Genomic DNA, 16,248 nt, shown 5'->3' with positions numbered 1-16,248 from the left:
TAAAGCGCCTCCCTTCCTATTTCATCTCTATACTATAAATATGATGCGATAACATTTGATATTCTTGCTAGAAACCAATCCCATCTACTAATTTTCTCAAAATCTTCTTCAGAAAATCGTTTTGATTTATGAAAGTCTTCTTTTAATCGACTCCATACGTCAGCAACGACTGTCTTATCATATATGAAACAGTTAGATTCGTTATTTAAGTAAAAACTTCTATTATCAAAATTTGCTGTACCAATATCAACCATTTCCTCATCGATGATTGTTACTTTCCCATGAAAAAATCCATTTCGATATTGATAAATCTCCGCTCCAGCATCTAACATGTCTTTCAAATAAGGATAGGCAGCCTGTTTTAGCAATACTGCATCACTTTTAAATGGGACGAGGATTTTTACATGGACACCACGATTTAATGCATCTTTCAGCCCCTTCACCATTTCTTTACTCGGTACAAAATATGGTGTAGCGATAATTAAAGAATGTTTTGCCTTCTTTAAAAACGCTCCATACTCCTTCCATAAACCTTTTCCATTCGAAAATACGTATTGATATTTTACATTTCCTTGTACAGGTAACTCTTGGTGTATAGGAAACTTTTCTCCCGTATCTTCTTGCCAGTCTTCCGCAAACTTCCGTTCCATATCAGTAGCTCCATTCCCTTCGATGCGTACATGATAATCACGCCACGGACCAAATTTAGGATCCTGTCCAAGATATTCCTTTCCGATATTGAAGCCACCAATGTACGAAACTTTCCCATCTATAGTAACAATGCGTCTATGATTACGTTGATGCAAAGAATAAAATAAGTTTTTTAATTTAGGTTTTTTACTAAATGTAAACTTCACGCCTTTTTCTTTTAATTGATCAATTATCTTTTTCTTAAGCTTATATCCGCCAATGCGGTCTACTGACAATTTCACATCTACTCCGCTAGATGCTTTTTTCTCTAATAACTGTAAGAACTTTTGGCTTATTTCATCTTTTCCTACAATATAAAAATGAATATACACATTCTTTTCTGCACGATTTATATCCTCAAATAAACTTTTATATAACTCATCACCGTTCGTATATACTTGAAAATCCCCTGATCGGATTTTTTCTAATTCATATCCACTAGCCATTTTCTTCCCCATTTCCACATCAACGTTCATCCATATGAATACACCTATAAAACAAATTATTACAATTAAAAAGCGCTTCATGGATACGTTCCTTTCTCTAACTACTGTTATTCCTATATCTTTCCTTTTTTAAAACATTATCATACAAAAAATATGTCATTGCATGATATACGTCCATATCAAACAGGAGCTCATCTGCATATTGTATGTTGTATCTTAAAATAAAAGGAGGAAATAACAATGGGCTTCGCACATGGTAATGGATTTGCGCTACTAGTCGTATTATTTATCCTCTTAATTATCGTCGGTGCTGCTTGCTTCTGCTAAGCAGTTATTGTAGTACGATATGGGGATGAAAAAAATATAAAAGCGGACACCTATTTTTAGGTGTCCGCTTTTCATTTCAAAAATCTCCTAACCTATTACAAAATAGTACCACTAGGAAAGTATTTTATATCAAAAAGTTAGCAGTGTAGCTACCTTCTTACTCTCTGCCTTACGAATATGGCGCTGTTCTGCACGTAACACAGCAATTCGATGCAATTCTTTCTCCTCTTCTGTCTCAGGGATAACACGCGGTACAGGAACTGGATTATTCTCCTTACTAAGCGCAACAAAAGTAACGAATGAAGTTGCTGCTACACGTTTTTTACCTGAAATTAAATCTTCTGCTACTACTTTCACAAATATCTCCATAGAAGTTCTTCCCGTCCAAATTACGAAAGATTCATAACTAACACAATCTGAAGAACGTACTGGATGTAAGAAATCTACCCAATCCATAGACGCTGTGACACATTCCATTCTCGAGTGTCTCGTTGCTGAAATTGAAGCAACCATATCCATCTCCGCCAATATCTTTCCACCAAATAGCGTGTTATGATCATTTAAATCCGTTGGAAATACTCGACTCGTTTTAAACACCCTTGATTCATTAGCTGTTTTACCCTTTACTTCAGTCATTGTTATCACCCCTTTAATTATTTATCCCTAATATCCCAATATACACTACACCTCATGAACTACACGTTTAATATTAACAATTTTTAGAACTTTTAGTCCACAAAAAAGAACCGATTTTATCAATCGGCTCCTCTAAACACATATTGTTCTTTCGGCTGTTCAACTTTATTCCATTTCGTTACCTCTAACACTGGAATATTCGCATGAAACGGCTGATAAAATTCAGTTGAAATTTCTCCCTCTATCTGAATCCAATCATCATTTTTCCACTCTACCCCTTCTGGTTTTTTAACTAACATACCATATACACCCGAATCCGCAACACAATGTATAATGCCGAAACGGAATAAGAAATATTGTTCCTTTTTAGAAGAATCATCTCGGAAAACAAATCCTTTATAAGACAGGGTTTTACCAGTAAATTCACCAGGATAATTATAAATTGTCTCCATACCCTTTAAGAAATCTTCATCTTTTAAAGTGATATTATCTTTCGTAACAAACTCTTTCTTCCCTTTTTCCATTACACCACGATATCCTTCTTTCCCGTAATAAATACTCGTGTCAGGTCTTAGAAATTGTCTTGTCATAAATGGATCTTTACTTTCTGCTTGCGCTACCGGAAAATGGAATCCCTTCGCCTTAACAATATCGGAATCTAATGTTGCAATTGGGAAAAACAATCCTGTAATGATTGGAAAACAGAATAACGTGTAAGAAAACACTTTTTTCCACCATGTATTCTCATCTTTCGAATGATCATGCCCACAATGACTATGATCACAACTACAATCATGTTTCTCTTTTTCCTTTTGGTGCTCTTTTTGGAAAACGATAATAATTTGTACAATCGTTAAGAAACCTAAAATAATAGCAGCAGTTTTTGATAAATAGGCGTACTTCATATTTATATACTTCGTAATGTTACCGGAAATATGAAGCTGTCCAATTAAAATTGTAAAGCCTAATAATATATATGCTCGAAACATAACCTACCACCCCATCGCATAAATGAGTAGTGAGCTTGCATAAACAACAAGGGTAACTGTAACCGTCACAACAATTACAAATTTTGTTTTAAATGTCGCAAGCATCATAAACATATTTTTAATATCCACCATCGGTCCATATACGAGAAACGCGACAAGTGACGCTGTTGAAAATGTACTTTGGAACGAAGAAGCAATAAATGCATCCGCCTCTGAACAAAGTGATAAAATGAAAGCAAGTCCCATCATTACAGCTGATGAAGAAAACGGACCTTGTCCAATAGCAAGCAATGTTGAAGTTTGTACAAACGTTTGAACTGCAGCAGCAATTAACGCTCCTAACACTAAGTATTTTCCCATTGAGAAAAATTCCTCAACAGCATGTGTACATACATCCCACATTTTTGTACGTAACGGACGCTTATGGTTCACTTCTGGGAAGTGATCATCTCTTAATTGATGTTCTTTAAACATAAATGATAATATAATTCCAACGATAATTGCTACGATAATCGCTACAATAGAACGATACCATACCATGTGCATACTACTTCCAAAAGCAACATATGTTGCAAATAATACAACTGGATTAATAATCGGTCCAGTTAACATAAATGCAATTCCTGCATAGGGTGGAACCCCTTTTCCGATTAATCGTCTTACAATCGGAACAATTCCACATTCACATCCAGGAAACATCATACCTAAAAAAGTAGCTAATAAAACAGACAGAAATCGGTTTTTAGGCATCCATTTTGCCACCATATCTTCTGTCACAAACATTTGAATGAATCCTGAAATAAATACACCAATTAGCACAAAAGGAAGTGCTTCGATTAATATTGAGATAAAGATTGTATTCATTTGCAGGAATGCTTTCGGTAATTGAAACAATTCCATGATGTATTTCCTCCAACTTTTCATTAACAATATGTAATTTTAACCCCATTTCATTATTTGAACAAGAGTTATATGGAATTCATAACCTTCATACACATTACATTTCACAAGTTATATTCTGTTCCAAAATTGAGATTTCATAGCAAAAAAAGCTGCGCTAGCACAGTTTTATAACTATGCTAGCGCAGCTTTCCTATCATTAAAAGTAACGTTTCTTCCAAAAAACAAATGCTAAAGTGAAAGATAATGTTACACATATTATAAGTACAATTACAAAACCATGTGCTTCCCCTTCAAACGGAACCTTTACATTCATTCCAAAGAAACTAGAAACCATCGTTGGTAATGATAAAATGATTGTAATAGAAGTCAACAGTTTCATAACACTATTTAAATTGTTAGAAATAACCGAACTAAATGTATTCATCATTCCACTTAAAATGTGACTATATATTTCCGCCATTTCAATAGCCTGCTTATTTTCAATTAATACATCTTCTAGTAAATCTTGATCGTCTTCATACATTTTCAAAAATGTACTGTTTCGCATTAATTTTTGAATTACAATTTTATTTGCCTTTAATGATGTTGTAAAATAAACTAAACTTTTTTCAAGGCCGAGCAATGTGAAAATTTCTTTATTTTTCATCGACTTATTTAATTGGTGCTCTAAATCGATTGTTTTTCGATTAATTTGCTTTAAGTATCTTAAATAATAAGTAGAAATTGTATATAAGAGCTGAAGTGCGAAGCGCGTCTTTTTAAACGTATAAAATTCTTTAATACGTTGATTAATAAAGCGTTCAAAAATTGGATTTTCTTCTAAGCAAATAGTAACAAAACAATCTGGCATTACAATCATACCTATTGGAATCGTGTCATAAATTGAATTTCCTTCTTCATCATGTCTGACTGTCGGAATATCCACGATAATTAAAGTATTATTGTCTTCCTTTTCAATACGAGAGCGTTCTTCATCATCCAAAGGGTCTTTAATGAAATCTAAGTCTACATTTAAAGTTTGTACTAGATACTGAATTTCTTCTTCTGTTGGATGAAGTACATTAATCCAGCAGCCCTTTTGCATTTCCTCAATCTCTTGTAGTTTTCCGTTTCGGTCTGTTAAATAAATATTTAACATACTATCACCCCGATTCTTTTTACATGTGGGAATCTACCTCACTTAAACAACAGTTTTTGAACCGCTATTTTCAGCATATGAAACAAACGATTAAATTTCAATAGAAAAATTATTTTGAAAACGTTTTTTTAAGAAAAATCTTGTAAACATAGAAAAAGACAGAGTGTTCTCTGCCTTTAAAAAAGCTTATGTTGCCTTTATAACATATTTAGAAAGCATCCACAAGTTAAAGCCGACTGAAATCGTATAGCCAGCGTATGTTGAAATGATAAAACTTACATAATCAAAATACGGTAGCAATACAATATTTAAAACGATCTTCACAGTTATTCCGATTACTAATCCTAGCACTGTTTTCTGTTGTTGATTAATTCCTTGTAACATGGCAGCGGTTACTGTAAATAGTGAGAATAGTATACAAGCAGGAGCATAGTACTGCAAAATAATACTGCCCATCTCCGGATCATTTCCAGCACCAAATAAAAGAGTATACACTGGTTTTGCTAAAATCATCATTCCAATCGCCGCCGGTACGGTAATTCCTACCACTAATAAATTTGTCCTTGTAAAGTGTTTATACAGTAGCTTCTCATTTCCCGCTGTATAAGCTTTCGTCATCTCAGGTACAAGGGACATACTAAAAGCTGTTGCAACAGAAACCGGGATAAGTACAACCATCTGAACAAGGCCAATAATCGCATTAATCTTTTCTGCTTCTCCTTGCATATATCCTACTTGTATAAGTAGCTTATTAATTGTAAATGTATCAATCGTCTGATATAACGGAATCGCTAATCCTACTACAACGAAAGGAATAGAATATGTAAACAGTTCTCTATACAACGAAAAAAAAGTTTTCGTCGTTTGTGGTATACTGGCAATCTCTTTTTTCTTTAAATGTTTTCTCCTTCTTATATAACACGCACTTAAAACACTTAATCCACCTAGTGCTCCCATAAATGCTCCAAACGTTGAAATACCAACTGCCAACGAAACAGAAGCTTTTATAACATATAAAACGACAAAGCTTCCTATCAAAATAGTTAAGACCCGAAAAAATTGCTCTACAACTACACTGAGTGCAGAAGGTCCCATAGATTGAAAACCTTGAAAGAAACCACGTAACAAGCTCATTACAGGAACGAGTATTAACGCAAAACTTACAATTTGAATATTGTGTGTGACAGCTACCACACTATTACCCGACTGATCATTTCCATCAATCACAAGTTTAGCTAAATGTGGTGCTAACATATATAATGCTAAACAAGAAATAACGCCCATAATGACCATAAAAACGATACCACTCTTTAGCACTCTCTTAACAGTGTGATAATCATTGAGTTGATCATATTTTGAAACCATTTTTGAAACGGCAAGTGGCAATCCCATCGTTGCAATACTAAGCATAATTGTATAAGGACGGTATGCATACGTATATAATACGTACCCACTCGTACCCACCATTGCTGTAAATGGTATAACATATATAAACCCTAACATTTTAGATATCATCGTTGCCATCGTTAAAAATATCGTTCCACGTAAAAACGGTGATCCTTTCATCACATTCCCCCGCTACGCTTTATTATTACACATTATGGACAACTCCTTTTTTTTAGAACTGAAACAATAAAAAAAGCCAATGAAAAATCATTGACTTTAACGCGCTACTTTTTTCTTTTTTAAATACTTTAAACCGAAGTATAGAGCAACAAAGAGAACAGCCCCTATAATTATGTAATGTGTGTAATCAGATGCATACTCTTTAATATGTCGCCAATTTCCACCAAGCTTTTCACCTAAGTATATAAATAGTATTGACCATGGAATAATCGCTACAACTGTATACAGTGTGAAAAGTTTTAATGGCATCTTAGCTAGTCCTGCCGGAATAGAGATTGCATGACGTACAATTGGGATAAAACGTGCCGAAAATATTACTCCAGCTCCGTAACGCTTAAACCAATTTTCTGCTATGTCTAAATGGTGTTTATTAATAAGTAGATATTTTCCATATTTCTCTACAACTGGACGTCCTCCATAGTATCCAAGCCAATATAAAAAGATTTGCGCTAAAGTACCACCGATTGTTCCAGCAATAACTGCACCGACAAAGCTAATTTTACCATCTGCGACTAAAAAGCCAGCATACGAAAGTACAATTTCACTCGGGATAATTTCAATCATTAAAGCTAGTGCTACTCCAAAGTAACCTAGACTTGCAAAGAATTGCAATAACTGATCTATTATGTTTGCTAACATTTTCTTTTCTATCTCCTTTTTTCTTCACATACCATCCCATTATTACATAAAGGTTGCATTCTGCCAATATCTTCATTTCAACAATATCATCGGCATAAGCATTATTAATCTATTAATATTTCTTTTTGAGGTTCTTTCATGTAGGCAAACATTTCTTTAATTTGCTCTTCTGTATTTCTAGCAATCGATAAATTAGGCAATTCATTCTCATCAAAAAACTCCACATCTTCTGTTTCAATACTAGTTTTCTTTTCGCCACCAATAATCTTACAGCCAATAAAAATTTTATATACATGTGTTGCTGAAGGCGATGGTTGATGTTTTTCTTTATCAAATATAGCGAGTAGCTTAAAATCATCTACTTCATAGCCCGTCTCCTCTAAAACTTCTTTTGCTGCTACTTCTGTTGGCGTATAACCAACATCAGCCCATCCACCTGGCAATGCCCATTTCCTATCACTTTTTTCTTTCACAAATAATAGTTTTTCATTTTGAAAAATAACTGCCCGTATATCAACTTTAGGTGTTTGATAGCCTGTCTCACTTGCAAATAAATTCTCTACTACTTCCCAATCTGTCTTTGTGTAATGTGACATCATTGAAACTGAAATGTCCCGTAATTGTTGGAAACGCTCTATATCATATACATCCTTAGAATACGTTAAACCCGCTTGAGCTATAGATTGTATTTGTTTTACCCAATCAATCCACTTGACCGTCATGTTTCCACATCTCCATTCTTTATTAAGTAAATATTACGTCAATTAAATCGATACATCTTTATTATACAAAAAAAGAGATTGATAATGTTCCAATCTCTTTCAAAATTAATCCAATTCATGTAAGTGGTCTTGTATATACTTCCTTCTTTTATTTATATATTCATCAATCATATCAGCTTCTTGATCAAATGTTTCTAATTTTCCTTTCATATATAGATCTTGTAGTAAATATGGACGAATCGATTCACACAAACCTTCTACTTTCGGCATCATAAACGAAACGGTAAATTGTTCTTCTAATATTTCTTCTAAAATACTTCGGTATTGTTTTCTAAATACAGGTATATCTAACAATCTTGCACTTAACGTATTATAACCTTGAATACGAATATATTCATGATTAAGTGGTCTCCCTTGTACATCTCGCCCCCAAGTCGCATCATAATCCCATGGTATCACTTCAAATAAATTTGTCTCATCGTTATGATATAGTGCATAGTTATGAACGAAGCCATCAAAGTTTTGCGTAAAAATAACTCCAGCTAACCATCGTAAATATTTATCTACATGTAGAAACTTCCCGATTTCTTTTTCATAATCTTCCCTCGACAAAGTATTCGCTTGAAATACAAATTCACTCAGTTGTTCTTCACTATTTTTATTCGAATATTTAAATTCATAACCCGCAAAGAGCTCTGTCTTAACATCTTTATCTCGCTCACTCATTAACGAAAAATTCGCATCATCATCTATCGCATAATAAATAGAACCACTCGGTAGCCCTCTATTTTTCAAAAAGTTTTCATCAACTGATTCTAACTGTAAATACACACCTTGAATTTGACCATTAATTTTTATAAATACATGTTGTGATTTTGGCGAAAGTACACCAATATCATGAAAAAAATCTAAAGATAATTTATTTCGTATGAGAGACGGATCCATAAACTCAGAATTCAAATGAAACTCTTTCGCGCCTTGAAATTTTTTCGGTTTATAAAACATAACATGATAAGATTTTTTCTCAAATTCGCGAATATGAGCCCCTCGGTATACGATATCAATGTCATACTTCTTTTTTCCATAAGTTAATTTTGCTGGCACTGGACTATCTGACCAAATGTCCTTTTTCAATTCCACTAAGTACATTGGATGAACAAAAAAATCATATGAAGGCAGCATATTTTCTCATCCCTTCTCAGTTCTCTTCATTCAATGTATGCGCCTTGTCTTGTCCATACATCCGCTATCATCTATTTATATAAAATTACACTCTTGTCCTGTTCAGAAAGAAGTCGAATCTCATATCATGTTAAGGAAAAAGAATACCTTTTCAATTTAACACTCGATAAGGAGGATTTCTATGAAACGTGATATTAGAAAAGCTGTTGAAGAAATCAAAAGTGCTGGTATGGAGGATTTCTTACACCAAGATCCAAGTACTTTTGAGTGCGATGATGATAAATTCTCTCACCATAAATGTACAACAGGGTGTAAATGTACAACAGGGCGTAAATGTACAACAGGGCGTAAATGTACAACAGGGCGTAAATGTCCAAGAACAAGATGTACTCGCGTAAAACATTGTACTTTCGTTACAAAATGTACTCATGTTAAAAAATGGACGTTTGTTACGAAATGCACTCGTGTGCGCGTTCAAAAATGGACGTTCGTTACAAAAGTTACTCGTAGAAAAGAATGCGTTTTAGTTACAAAACGTACTCGCAGAAAACATTGTACGTTCGTTACAAAATGCATACGCTTTGAAAAGAAATTTTTCTGGACAAAACGAAGTTTCTGTAAAAAATGCGAATTCTTCCCTCACGGACACGGTAGCTCTTGCGATGATGATTGTGATCATGGTAAAGACTGTCACGATGACGGGCACAAATGGAATGATTGCAAAGGCGGACATAAATTCCCATCTTGCAAAAATAAGAAATTCGATCACTTCTGGTATAAAAAACGTAATTGCTAGTTTTTTATGTCCACCAAAAAAGGTCGCTTTGCGACCTTTTTTACGTTTACTGAAAATGACTTATATCTGCAAATTGTTTTACTTTACCACGGTTTTCATCAAATTCAATCACACTAAGACTCGCGCTATGCATAAATGGCTCTTCCCATACATGTTCAATTTCAAAACCTGCAAAATGCCCTACGAGTAATTTCGCTGCTGCAGCATGAGTAACTATTAAAATATTTTCTCCTTTATGCTTTTCTAAAAGAAAGTGTATCCCTTCAATTACTCTTTTATGAACGGCCGCAAAGTTTTCCCCTGATGTTGACTGAAAAAGATGTGGTTCATTCCAAAATAAATGTACTTCTTCTGGATATTGCATTTCCAAGTCAGCAATTGTTTGCCCTTCCCATATCCCCATGTTTATTTCATAGAAACGTTCATCTTCTATAATTGGAAGATCTCGTTCCCCTTTAATCAATTCAGCAGTATGAAGCGTTCTTTCGCTTGGACTACTATATATGGCATGGAGTGGTAAATCCTTCATACGCTCCCCTAATTGTTTCGCTTGTATCATACCATTCTCTGTTAATGCTGAATTTTTCCGTCCTTGCATCCGCCCTGCTACATTCCATTCTGTTTCACCGTGCCTTGTTACATATACCGTTGTCTTCATTTCACATGCCCCCTTACCATTTTGGCCGCGATTCCCACGGCTCTACTCTCCCTACAATCCATTCTGTGCATTTACTTTCAATTCCTTTTATAACTCCGTCAGCAATCTCTTCATGAGTAAGCCATCTTGCATATGTATCTTCTAAAATAAACCCTAATATAATTCTATAATAACTACATAATGTCCCACCTATTTTTTGTGACTTCGTACGCGATGCACTACTACCTAATATATGAAATAAACTATACTTTTCCGATGACAATTCAACTTCATTACAAATGAGTCGTAATGCATGCTTAGCACTCGAATGTACCCATGCAACTACTAATGTAATTGGACCATTCTGTTCAATTGTATTTGTAATAGATCGCTTTAGACCATCGTCATTTTGATAATCTAAAGGAAGACATGTAATATTTTCTGGTGCCGAACTAGCTTGCTTAACATTTTCTAATTTCACTTCATCTCGTCCAATAACAGACACACGAAATCCTTGATCACAAAGCCACATAGAAACTTTCTTTAACATTCCTGTTCCACCAATTACAAGTGCATGCAACTTCTTCCCCCCTTAGTAAAATGTCATATGAGGTTTTTCTTCCCTATAATAATTTAGACGGTCTTGCAGTGTCCCTGAATGAAACTCGAACTTGTGACCGTCAGGATCAACAAAATATATAGACCTACAATCTCTCACATTACGTTCTCTTCCTTGTAAAATATGAACATTATTTTCTTCTAACCGATGTAACAGGCATTCAAAATCTTTTTGTTCAACAGAAAATGCGAGGTGCGTATAAGATTGATGAATCTCCTTTCTCGGAATATGTGTTTCTTCATTAAGCGCTATCCATACTCCACATATATTAAAATATGCAAGTTTTCTCCCCTTGACTAATAATTCTCCTTCCAATACTTTCTCGTAAAATGTAATAGAGTTTTCTAAATTGGACACTGAAAAACAAAGATGATTGATTCCCTTTAACAACTCTAATTCCTCCTATACAAATAAAAGATGAGCGAAAATTCGCTCATCTTTTATTATACTATTTCTTTGTAATATATGCCCATTTATAACTGAAGTCTCCACCAAACGTATGGTTAGCGATACCATTTACATACGTCTTCTCTAAGTAAGCCGTACTTTGTTGGTACGTAGGAGAGATTGCAGTATCTTGACCAATTAAGATTTTTTCAGCTTCTGCAAGTGCTTTCCAGCGTGCTGCGTCATCTTTTAGTAGTTCTCCTTTTGATTTTGCTACTAAATCATCGTACTTCGGATTTGAATAATCCATTTCATTAAATGAGCTTCCAGTAACGAACATATCAATATATGTCATTGGGTCTGGATAATCTGGACTCCATGCAGATAATGAGAATTCATATTCAAATTTCTTTTCTAAATCTAACTTCTGCTTATATGGTTGTTGCTTCAAATTCACTTTAATACCAGGTAAGTTTTTCTCTAATTCTTCTTTAATAAAGTCGCCCACTTTTTTACGACTACCGTTATCATCATTTAGTAATTCTACTGTAATTGTATCTTGACCAAGTTCTTTCTTCGCTTCTTCCCACAGTTTTTTTGCTTTCGCAGCATTATCTTTACTGTCACGGAAATTTTTATTTACAGTACGGAAGTCTTTTCCATCTGGTCCTGTCGTAAACTTTTCAGGTACTAAGAAATACGCTGGCAATGATCCATCATTCAAAATTACATCCGCAATTCCTTTTTTATCGTACGCTAAATCAATCGCCTCACGAACCTTTTGATTTTTAAACGTTGCATTTTTTTGATTAAAACGTAGGAAATACATACGTGGGTCTAGCTTCGTTTTAAATTCATCTGGTTTATTCTTTTTATATTTGTCTACAAACTCAGAACTTAAAATGACACGGTCTGCTTGATCACTATCATATAAATTTACCCCAGTACTTGTCTCTTTTACTATACCCACATTAATTTCTTGTAATTTTACAGCATCTTTATCCCAATAATTTGGGTTTTTCTTTAACTGGTAACTTTGTTCATGTTTCCATTCACTCATTGTAAATGGTCCATTGTACAATAATTTATCTGCTTCTAATCCGTATTTATCCCCTTGTCCTTTTACATACTTTTCATTTAATGGGAAGAATGTAGGGAACGAAGTAAGCTCAAGGAAATAAGGTGCTGGTTGCTCTAATTCTACTACCAACGTTTTATCATCCTTCGCTTTAACACCTAATTGATCCGACGGTACTTCTCCTTTATTTACTTTCTGTGCATTTTTCACATCAAATAAAATAAATGCATATTCTGCTGCTATTGCTTTATCTAATGTACGTTGCCATGCATATACAAAATCTTGTGCTCGAACTGGATCACCATTTGACCATTTTGCATCACGTAATTCAAATGTATATGTCTTTTTATCTTCACTAATCTTCACGTCTTTGGCCATACCTGGAGTTGGTTTATTATCTTTATCTAGACGATATAATCCTTCCATTGCATTTACAAATACACGGAAAGATACAGAATCTGTTGATTTAGATGTATCCATTGACGGAATTTCAGCTGTTTCTAGCAAATTTAAAACTTGTTTATCTGCCATTCCCTTACTTGATTCTTTCTTCGTTGTCGAAGCCTTCTCCCCATTCCCACATCCCGCAACCAGTACACTAGTCGATAACGCAAGTGCAGCAATTGTTGTTGTCTTTCTCTTCATTCTTCCTTCCCCCAATCTATATGTATAAGTTAAAACTTGTATAATATATTTTATTATACAAAAAATTCTGATTATTTTAAATATTTATTTTCATAAAAAGAAAAAAAGCGGTCAGAAATTGCTTTCCCTCCGCTTTGTTGAATAGCATTTACTTGTAAGCCATCCTCTATATCAAATGGATTTTGAACTTTAAATATTTCCTCCATTATCTTCAAAAACTCTTCTTCATTTTTAGATTCACCGTTAATCGTAAGGGAATATGGCTCAATTTCACTCAATTTATAATCAACAATAAATTGAATTGTAACTTTTTGTCTTGGCATCCCTGGGCTGTATCCTTGAAATTCTACTAATTCCATACCTTCCGAACCACGATAATATATCCACCCTGAATTTTGAAAATAGCTTTCAAACGATTCACCAATCGAAAAGAACGGGTATTCATAAAGCGAACTTGTACGTACTTTTTGTATAATATCTCGATCAGTCGGAAAAAAGAAATGACTGAAAAAAATACTAGCAACTGCTAAAATAGTAACGATTGTTGCTCCCATTTTACTCGTTCCACCACTATCATGGATCAGATAATTTTCAACCAATTCATCTTTAATTCCCCGTGCTTTTATTCGATATATACGCCTTTCTGCAAATTGATAATATAATCCATTTGCAAAAATCCCCATCCCAAATAGAATGAAAATGAGTAATAAAAACGTAAGAGGCACCATATTAATGATTGGCAACGCTACGTTGAACCCCATATAATAAGAAAATGCATCACATGCTACTAATAACAGTATAAATAAAGCAGCAGGTAAATAATACTTACGATATCCAAGCCAACCTACATTGAAAATAGCAGCCAAACCATTCCAGCTCCACCTAGCAATTCGCTTATTCTCAAGCTCCCATTTTCTTTTGTAATATGGATATTGTCTCCCTACATATACTTCTAATTCTTTGTCTATTAGCGAGCTTTCTTCACCTTGTTTATTATGCAAGTTCCGTTGACAATTTGCACAATTCAACTGATCATTAATACAAGGTCGCCCACAATTTATACATTTCAAAACAATCCCTCTTTCCATCCATACTTCATTTTAATATGCCTTCATGCTTCAATAACCACTCTTTCCTCCATAAACCACCTGCATACCCAACAAGTTTTCCACTCTTTCCTATTACACGATGACATGGAACGATAATTGAAATTGGATTCCGGCTATTTGCCCCTCCTATCGCTCGTACAGCTTTCGTATTCCCAACCTTATCTGCAATATCTAAATATGAAGCACTTACGCCATATGGTACGGTGTAAAGTGCTTCCCATACATTCTTTTGGAATGGTGTTCCTTCAGCAGACAATGGAACTGTAAACTCTTTTCTTTTTCCTTCAAAGTATTCATCTAATTCATTTATACATTGTTCAACAAGTTCATTTTTATGTTCTTCTTTTCTTTCTTCAACAAATATAACAGACGTAATCCCTTTCGTATTCGCTGTAATTTCCAGCAAACCTAATTCACTTTCATAATAAGCCTGATACATATGTCATCCTCCAATTCAATTCATATTAGCCATTGTAACACGAATAGACGAAATTTTTCGTATAAGCGTTTTATTAGGGAAACAAAAAAGAGGATGATACAATGTAAGAAAATTCAATCAAGGGGGATATTTGATGGAGCTTCAACTTTTTTCACCTTATACAATTAAGGACGTTACGCTAAAAAACCGTATCGTTATGTCGCCTATGTGTATGTATTCATCAGAGAATGAGGATGGCCGAGTAACCAATTTTCATCTCATTCATTATGGAACCAGGGCTGCTGGCCAAGTAGGCTTAGTTATGATTGAAGCAACAGCTGTGTTACCTGAAGGACGTATTTCTAACAAAGACTTAGGCATTTGGGATGATAATCTAATTGAAGGCTTACATAAGACGACAGCATTTATACATGATAACGGCGCAAAAGCTGCCATTCAACTCGCTCATGCCGGAAGAAAGGCTGAATTAGAAACGGACGCTTTAGCTCCTTCAGCAATTCCGTTTAACGATGGAATGAAAATACCCGTGGAAATGAGTAAGCAACAAATTAAAGACACCGTATTAGCTTTTCAAAAAGCTGCGTTACGTTCAAAACAAGCGGGATTTGACGTTATTGAATTACATGGTGCTCACGGTTATCTTATTAATGAATTTCTTTCTCCGCTTGCAAATAAGCGGACTGATGAATACGGGGGTTCACCTGAAAATCGCTATCGTTTCTTACGCGAAATCATTGACTCTGTAAATGAAGTTTGGAACGGACCGTTATTTGTTCGTATTTCAGCAAATGATTATCATCCTGACGGGTTAACAGTTCAAGATTATGTGCAGTATACAGGATGGATGAAAGAACAAGGGGTAGATTTAATCGATTGTAGCTCTGGTGCAGTTGTCCCAGCTCATATTGATGTATATCCAGGTTATCAAGTGCAATATGCCAAACACATTAAAGAGAATGCTAACATTGCAACAGGTGCAGTTGGATTAATTACGACTGGATTACAAGCGGAGCAAATTTTAAATAATAGCGAAGCAGATTTAATTTTTATCGGACGCGAGTTACTTCGTAATCCATACTTCCCAAGAATAGCCGCCAATGAACTTGGCTTTGAATTAAAAGAACCATATCAATACGGGCGAGCACCCGGGAAAATTAAAACTAATAAATAAAACCGAGAAGAATATGTAATACTGAATCTAAAATAATTAAAGATATATAAGATATACTACACGACAACA

At 34.5% G+C, this 16,248-nt stretch carries 18 protein-coding genes; 3 read left to right on the top strand and 15 right to left on the bottom strand.

Going from position 1 to position 16,248, the window contains the following annotated elements; genetic code table 11:
* Positions 1-32: 32 nt before the first annotated feature.
* Positions 33-1,217, bottom strand: coding sequence for a cardiolipin synthase (gene cls / locus MHH59_RS10060; protein ID WP_002127002.1), 1,185 nt, complete (start codon positions 1,215-1,217; stop codon positions 33-35).
* A gap of 159 nt (positions 1,218-1,376) precedes the next feature.
* On the opposite strand from cls, the gene MHH59_RS10055 reads away from it, so the two are divergent.
* Positions 1,377-1,463 (top strand): YjcZ family sporulation protein, encoded by an 87-nt coding sequence (locus MHH59_RS10055; RefSeq protein ID WP_000505094.1) that lies wholly within the window; start codon positions 1,377-1,379, stop codon positions 1,461-1,463.
* A gap of 129 nt (positions 1,464-1,592) precedes the next feature.
* Here MHH59_RS10055 and MHH59_RS10050 read toward each other — a convergent pair whose 3' ends face one another.
* From MHH59_RS10050 to cotH, 8 genes are all read right to left on the bottom strand, one after another.
* Positions 1,593-2,099: an acyl-CoA thioesterase gene (locus tag MHH59_RS10050; protein ID WP_002012448.1), complete on the bottom strand. Its 507-nt coding sequence runs from the start codon at positions 2,097-2,099 to the stop codon at positions 1,593-1,595.
* A gap of 119 nt (positions 2,100-2,218) precedes the next feature.
* Positions 2,219-3,088, bottom strand: coding sequence for a TIGR03943 family putative permease subunit (locus tag MHH59_RS10045; RefSeq protein ID WP_002012447.1), 870 nt, complete (start codon positions 3,086-3,088; stop codon positions 2,219-2,221).
* Between the two features lie 3 nt (positions 3,089-3,091).
* Positions 3,092-3,988: a permease gene (locus tag MHH59_RS10040; protein WP_000418719.1), complete on the bottom strand. Its 897-nt coding sequence runs from the start codon at positions 3,986-3,988 to the stop codon at positions 3,092-3,094.
* A 199-nt stretch (positions 3,989-4,187) separates the two neighbouring features.
* Positions 4,188-5,129, bottom strand: coding sequence for a magnesium transporter CorA family protein (locus MHH59_RS10035; RefSeq protein ID WP_000932386.1), 942 nt, complete (start codon positions 5,127-5,129; stop codon positions 4,188-4,190).
* A gap of 186 nt (positions 5,130-5,315) precedes the next feature.
* Positions 5,316-6,695, bottom strand: coding sequence for a putative polysaccharide biosynthesis protein (locus tag MHH59_RS10030; protein ID WP_340851176.1), 1,380 nt, complete (start codon positions 6,693-6,695; stop codon positions 5,316-5,318).
* Between the two features lie 96 nt (positions 6,696-6,791).
* Positions 6,792-7,394 carry a DedA family protein gene (locus MHH59_RS10025; RefSeq protein WP_088005121.1) on the bottom strand — a complete coding sequence of 201 codons (603 nt, stop codon included), beginning with the start codon at positions 7,392-7,394 and terminating at the stop codon, positions 6,792-6,794.
* Positions 7,395-7,498: 104 nt separating this feature from the next.
* A complete protein-coding gene (locus tag MHH59_RS10020; RefSeq protein ID WP_002031477.1) occupies positions 7,499-8,116 on the bottom strand; it encodes an NUDIX hydrolase N-terminal domain-containing protein in 618 nt (205 codons plus the stop codon).
* A gap of 105 nt (positions 8,117-8,221) precedes the next feature.
* A complete protein-coding gene (cotH, locus tag MHH59_RS10015; RefSeq protein ID WP_016126799.1) occupies positions 8,222-9,298 on the bottom strand; it encodes a spore coat protein CotH in 1,077 nt (358 codons plus the stop codon).
* 181 nt (positions 9,299-9,479) lie between these two features.
* Between cotH and exsB the strand changes: the two genes are divergently transcribed.
* Entirely contained in the window at positions 9,480-10,094 is a 615-nt protein-coding gene (gene exsB, locus MHH59_RS10010) for an exosporium protein ExsB (protein ID WP_078178628.1), read from the top strand.
* 46 nt (positions 10,095-10,140) lie between these two features.
* On the opposite strand, the gene MHH59_RS10005 is transcribed toward exsB, so the two are convergent.
* From MHH59_RS10005 to MHH59_RS09980, 6 genes are all read right to left on the bottom strand, one after another.
* A complete protein-coding gene (locus MHH59_RS10005) occupies positions 10,141-10,752 on the bottom strand; it encodes a phosphoserine phosphatase 1 (RefSeq protein WP_002012438.1) in 612 nt (203 codons plus the stop codon).
* Positions 10,753-10,765: 13 nt separating this feature from the next.
* Positions 10,766-11,311: a short-chain dehydrogenase gene (locus MHH59_RS10000; RefSeq protein WP_002031473.1), complete on the bottom strand. Its 546-nt coding sequence runs from the start codon at positions 11,309-11,311 to the stop codon at positions 10,766-10,768.
* 12 nt (positions 11,312-11,323) lie between these two features.
* Positions 11,324-11,740 (bottom strand): FosBx1 family fosfomycin resistance bacillithiol transferase, encoded by a 417-nt coding sequence (gene fosB, locus MHH59_RS09995; protein WP_078178629.1) that lies wholly within the window; start codon positions 11,738-11,740, stop codon positions 11,324-11,326.
* Positions 11,741-11,798: 58 nt separating this feature from the next.
* Entirely contained in the window at positions 11,799-13,460 is a 1,662-nt protein-coding gene (locus MHH59_RS09990) for a peptide ABC transporter substrate-binding protein (protein WP_078178630.1), read from the bottom strand.
* 71 nt (positions 13,461-13,531) lie between these two features.
* The gene (locus MHH59_RS09985; RefSeq protein ID WP_340851171.1) at positions 13,532-14,530 is read right to left on the bottom strand and encodes a DUF2628 domain-containing protein; all 999 of its coding nucleotides are present in this window, start codon (positions 14,528-14,530) and stop codon (positions 13,532-13,534) included.
* Positions 14,531-14,555: 25 nt separating this feature from the next.
* Positions 14,556-15,008, bottom strand: a complete 453-nt coding sequence (locus MHH59_RS09980) for a methylated-DNA--[protein]-cysteine S-methyltransferase (RefSeq protein WP_002031467.1) — start codon at positions 15,006-15,008, stop codon at positions 14,556-14,558.
* Positions 15,009-15,141: 133 nt separating this feature from the next.
* On the opposite strand from MHH59_RS09980, the gene namA reads away from it, so the two are divergent.
* Positions 15,142-16,179 (top strand): NADPH dehydrogenase NamA, encoded by a 1,038-nt coding sequence (gene namA / locus MHH59_RS09975; protein ID WP_088005267.1) that lies wholly within the window; start codon positions 15,142-15,144, stop codon positions 16,177-16,179.
* Positions 16,180-16,248: the final 69 nt, after the last annotated feature.

This window comes from Bacillus sp. FSL E2-0195 (genome assembly GCF_038003645.1).
Taxonomy (GTDB): domain Bacteria; phylum Bacillota; class Bacilli; order Bacillales; family Bacillaceae_G; genus Bacillus_A; species Bacillus_A mycoides.
The sequence above is the reverse complement of the archived record's forward strand: the minus strand, read 5'-3'. Positions and strand labels throughout refer to the sequence as shown.

Coding starts and splice junctions, on each gene's coding strand:
- exsB (WP_078178628.1), top strand. CDS start 9,480: ATGAAACGTGATATTAGAAAAGCTGTTGAAGAAATCAAAAGTGCTGGT.
- cotH (WP_016126799.1), bottom strand. CDS start 9,298: ATGCTGCCTTCATATGATTTTTTTGTTCATCCAATGTACTTAGTGGAA.
- MHH59_RS10040 (WP_000418719.1), bottom strand. CDS start 3,988: ATGGAATTGTTTCAATTACCGAAAGCATTCCTGCAAATGAATACAATC.
- MHH59_RS09990 (WP_078178630.1), bottom strand. CDS start 13,460: ATGAAGAGAAAGACAACAACAATTGCTGCACTTGCGTTATCGACTAGT.
- namA (WP_088005267.1), top strand. CDS start 15,142: ATGGAGCTTCAACTTTTTTCACCTTATACAATTAAGGACGTTACGCTA.
- cls (WP_002127002.1), bottom strand. CDS start 1,217: ATGAAGCGCTTTTTAATTGTAATAATTTGTTTTATAGGTGTATTCATA.
- MHH59_RS10050 (WP_002012448.1), bottom strand. CDS start 2,099: ATGACTGAAGTAAAGGGTAAAACAGCTAATGAATCAAGGGTGTTTAAA.
- MHH59_RS09980 (WP_002031467.1), bottom strand. CDS start 15,008: ATGTATCAGGCTTATTATGAAAGTGAATTAGGTTTGCTGGAAATTACA.
- MHH59_RS10035 (WP_000932386.1), bottom strand. CDS start 5,129: ATGTTAAATATTTATTTAACAGACCGAAACGGAAAACTACAAGAGATT.
- MHH59_RS10055 (WP_000505094.1), top strand. CDS start 1,377: ATGGGCTTCGCACATGGTAATGGATTTGCGCTACTAGTCGTATTATTT.
- MHH59_RS10025 (WP_088005121.1), bottom strand. CDS start 7,394: ATGTTAGCAAACATAATAGATCAGTTATTGCAATTCTTTGCAAGTCTA.
- MHH59_RS10020 (WP_002031477.1), bottom strand. CDS start 8,116: ATGACGGTCAAGTGGATTGATTGGGTAAAACAAATACAATCTATAGCT.
- MHH59_RS10045 (WP_002012447.1), bottom strand. CDS start 3,088: ATGTTTCGAGCATATATATTATTAGGCTTTACAATTTTAATTGGACAG.
- MHH59_RS10030 (WP_340851176.1), bottom strand. CDS start 6,695: ATGAAAGGATCACCGTTTTTACGTGGAACGATATTTTTAACGATGGCA.
- MHH59_RS10005 (WP_002012438.1), bottom strand. CDS start 10,752: ATGAAGACAACGGTATATGTAACAAGGCACGGTGAAACAGAATGGAAT.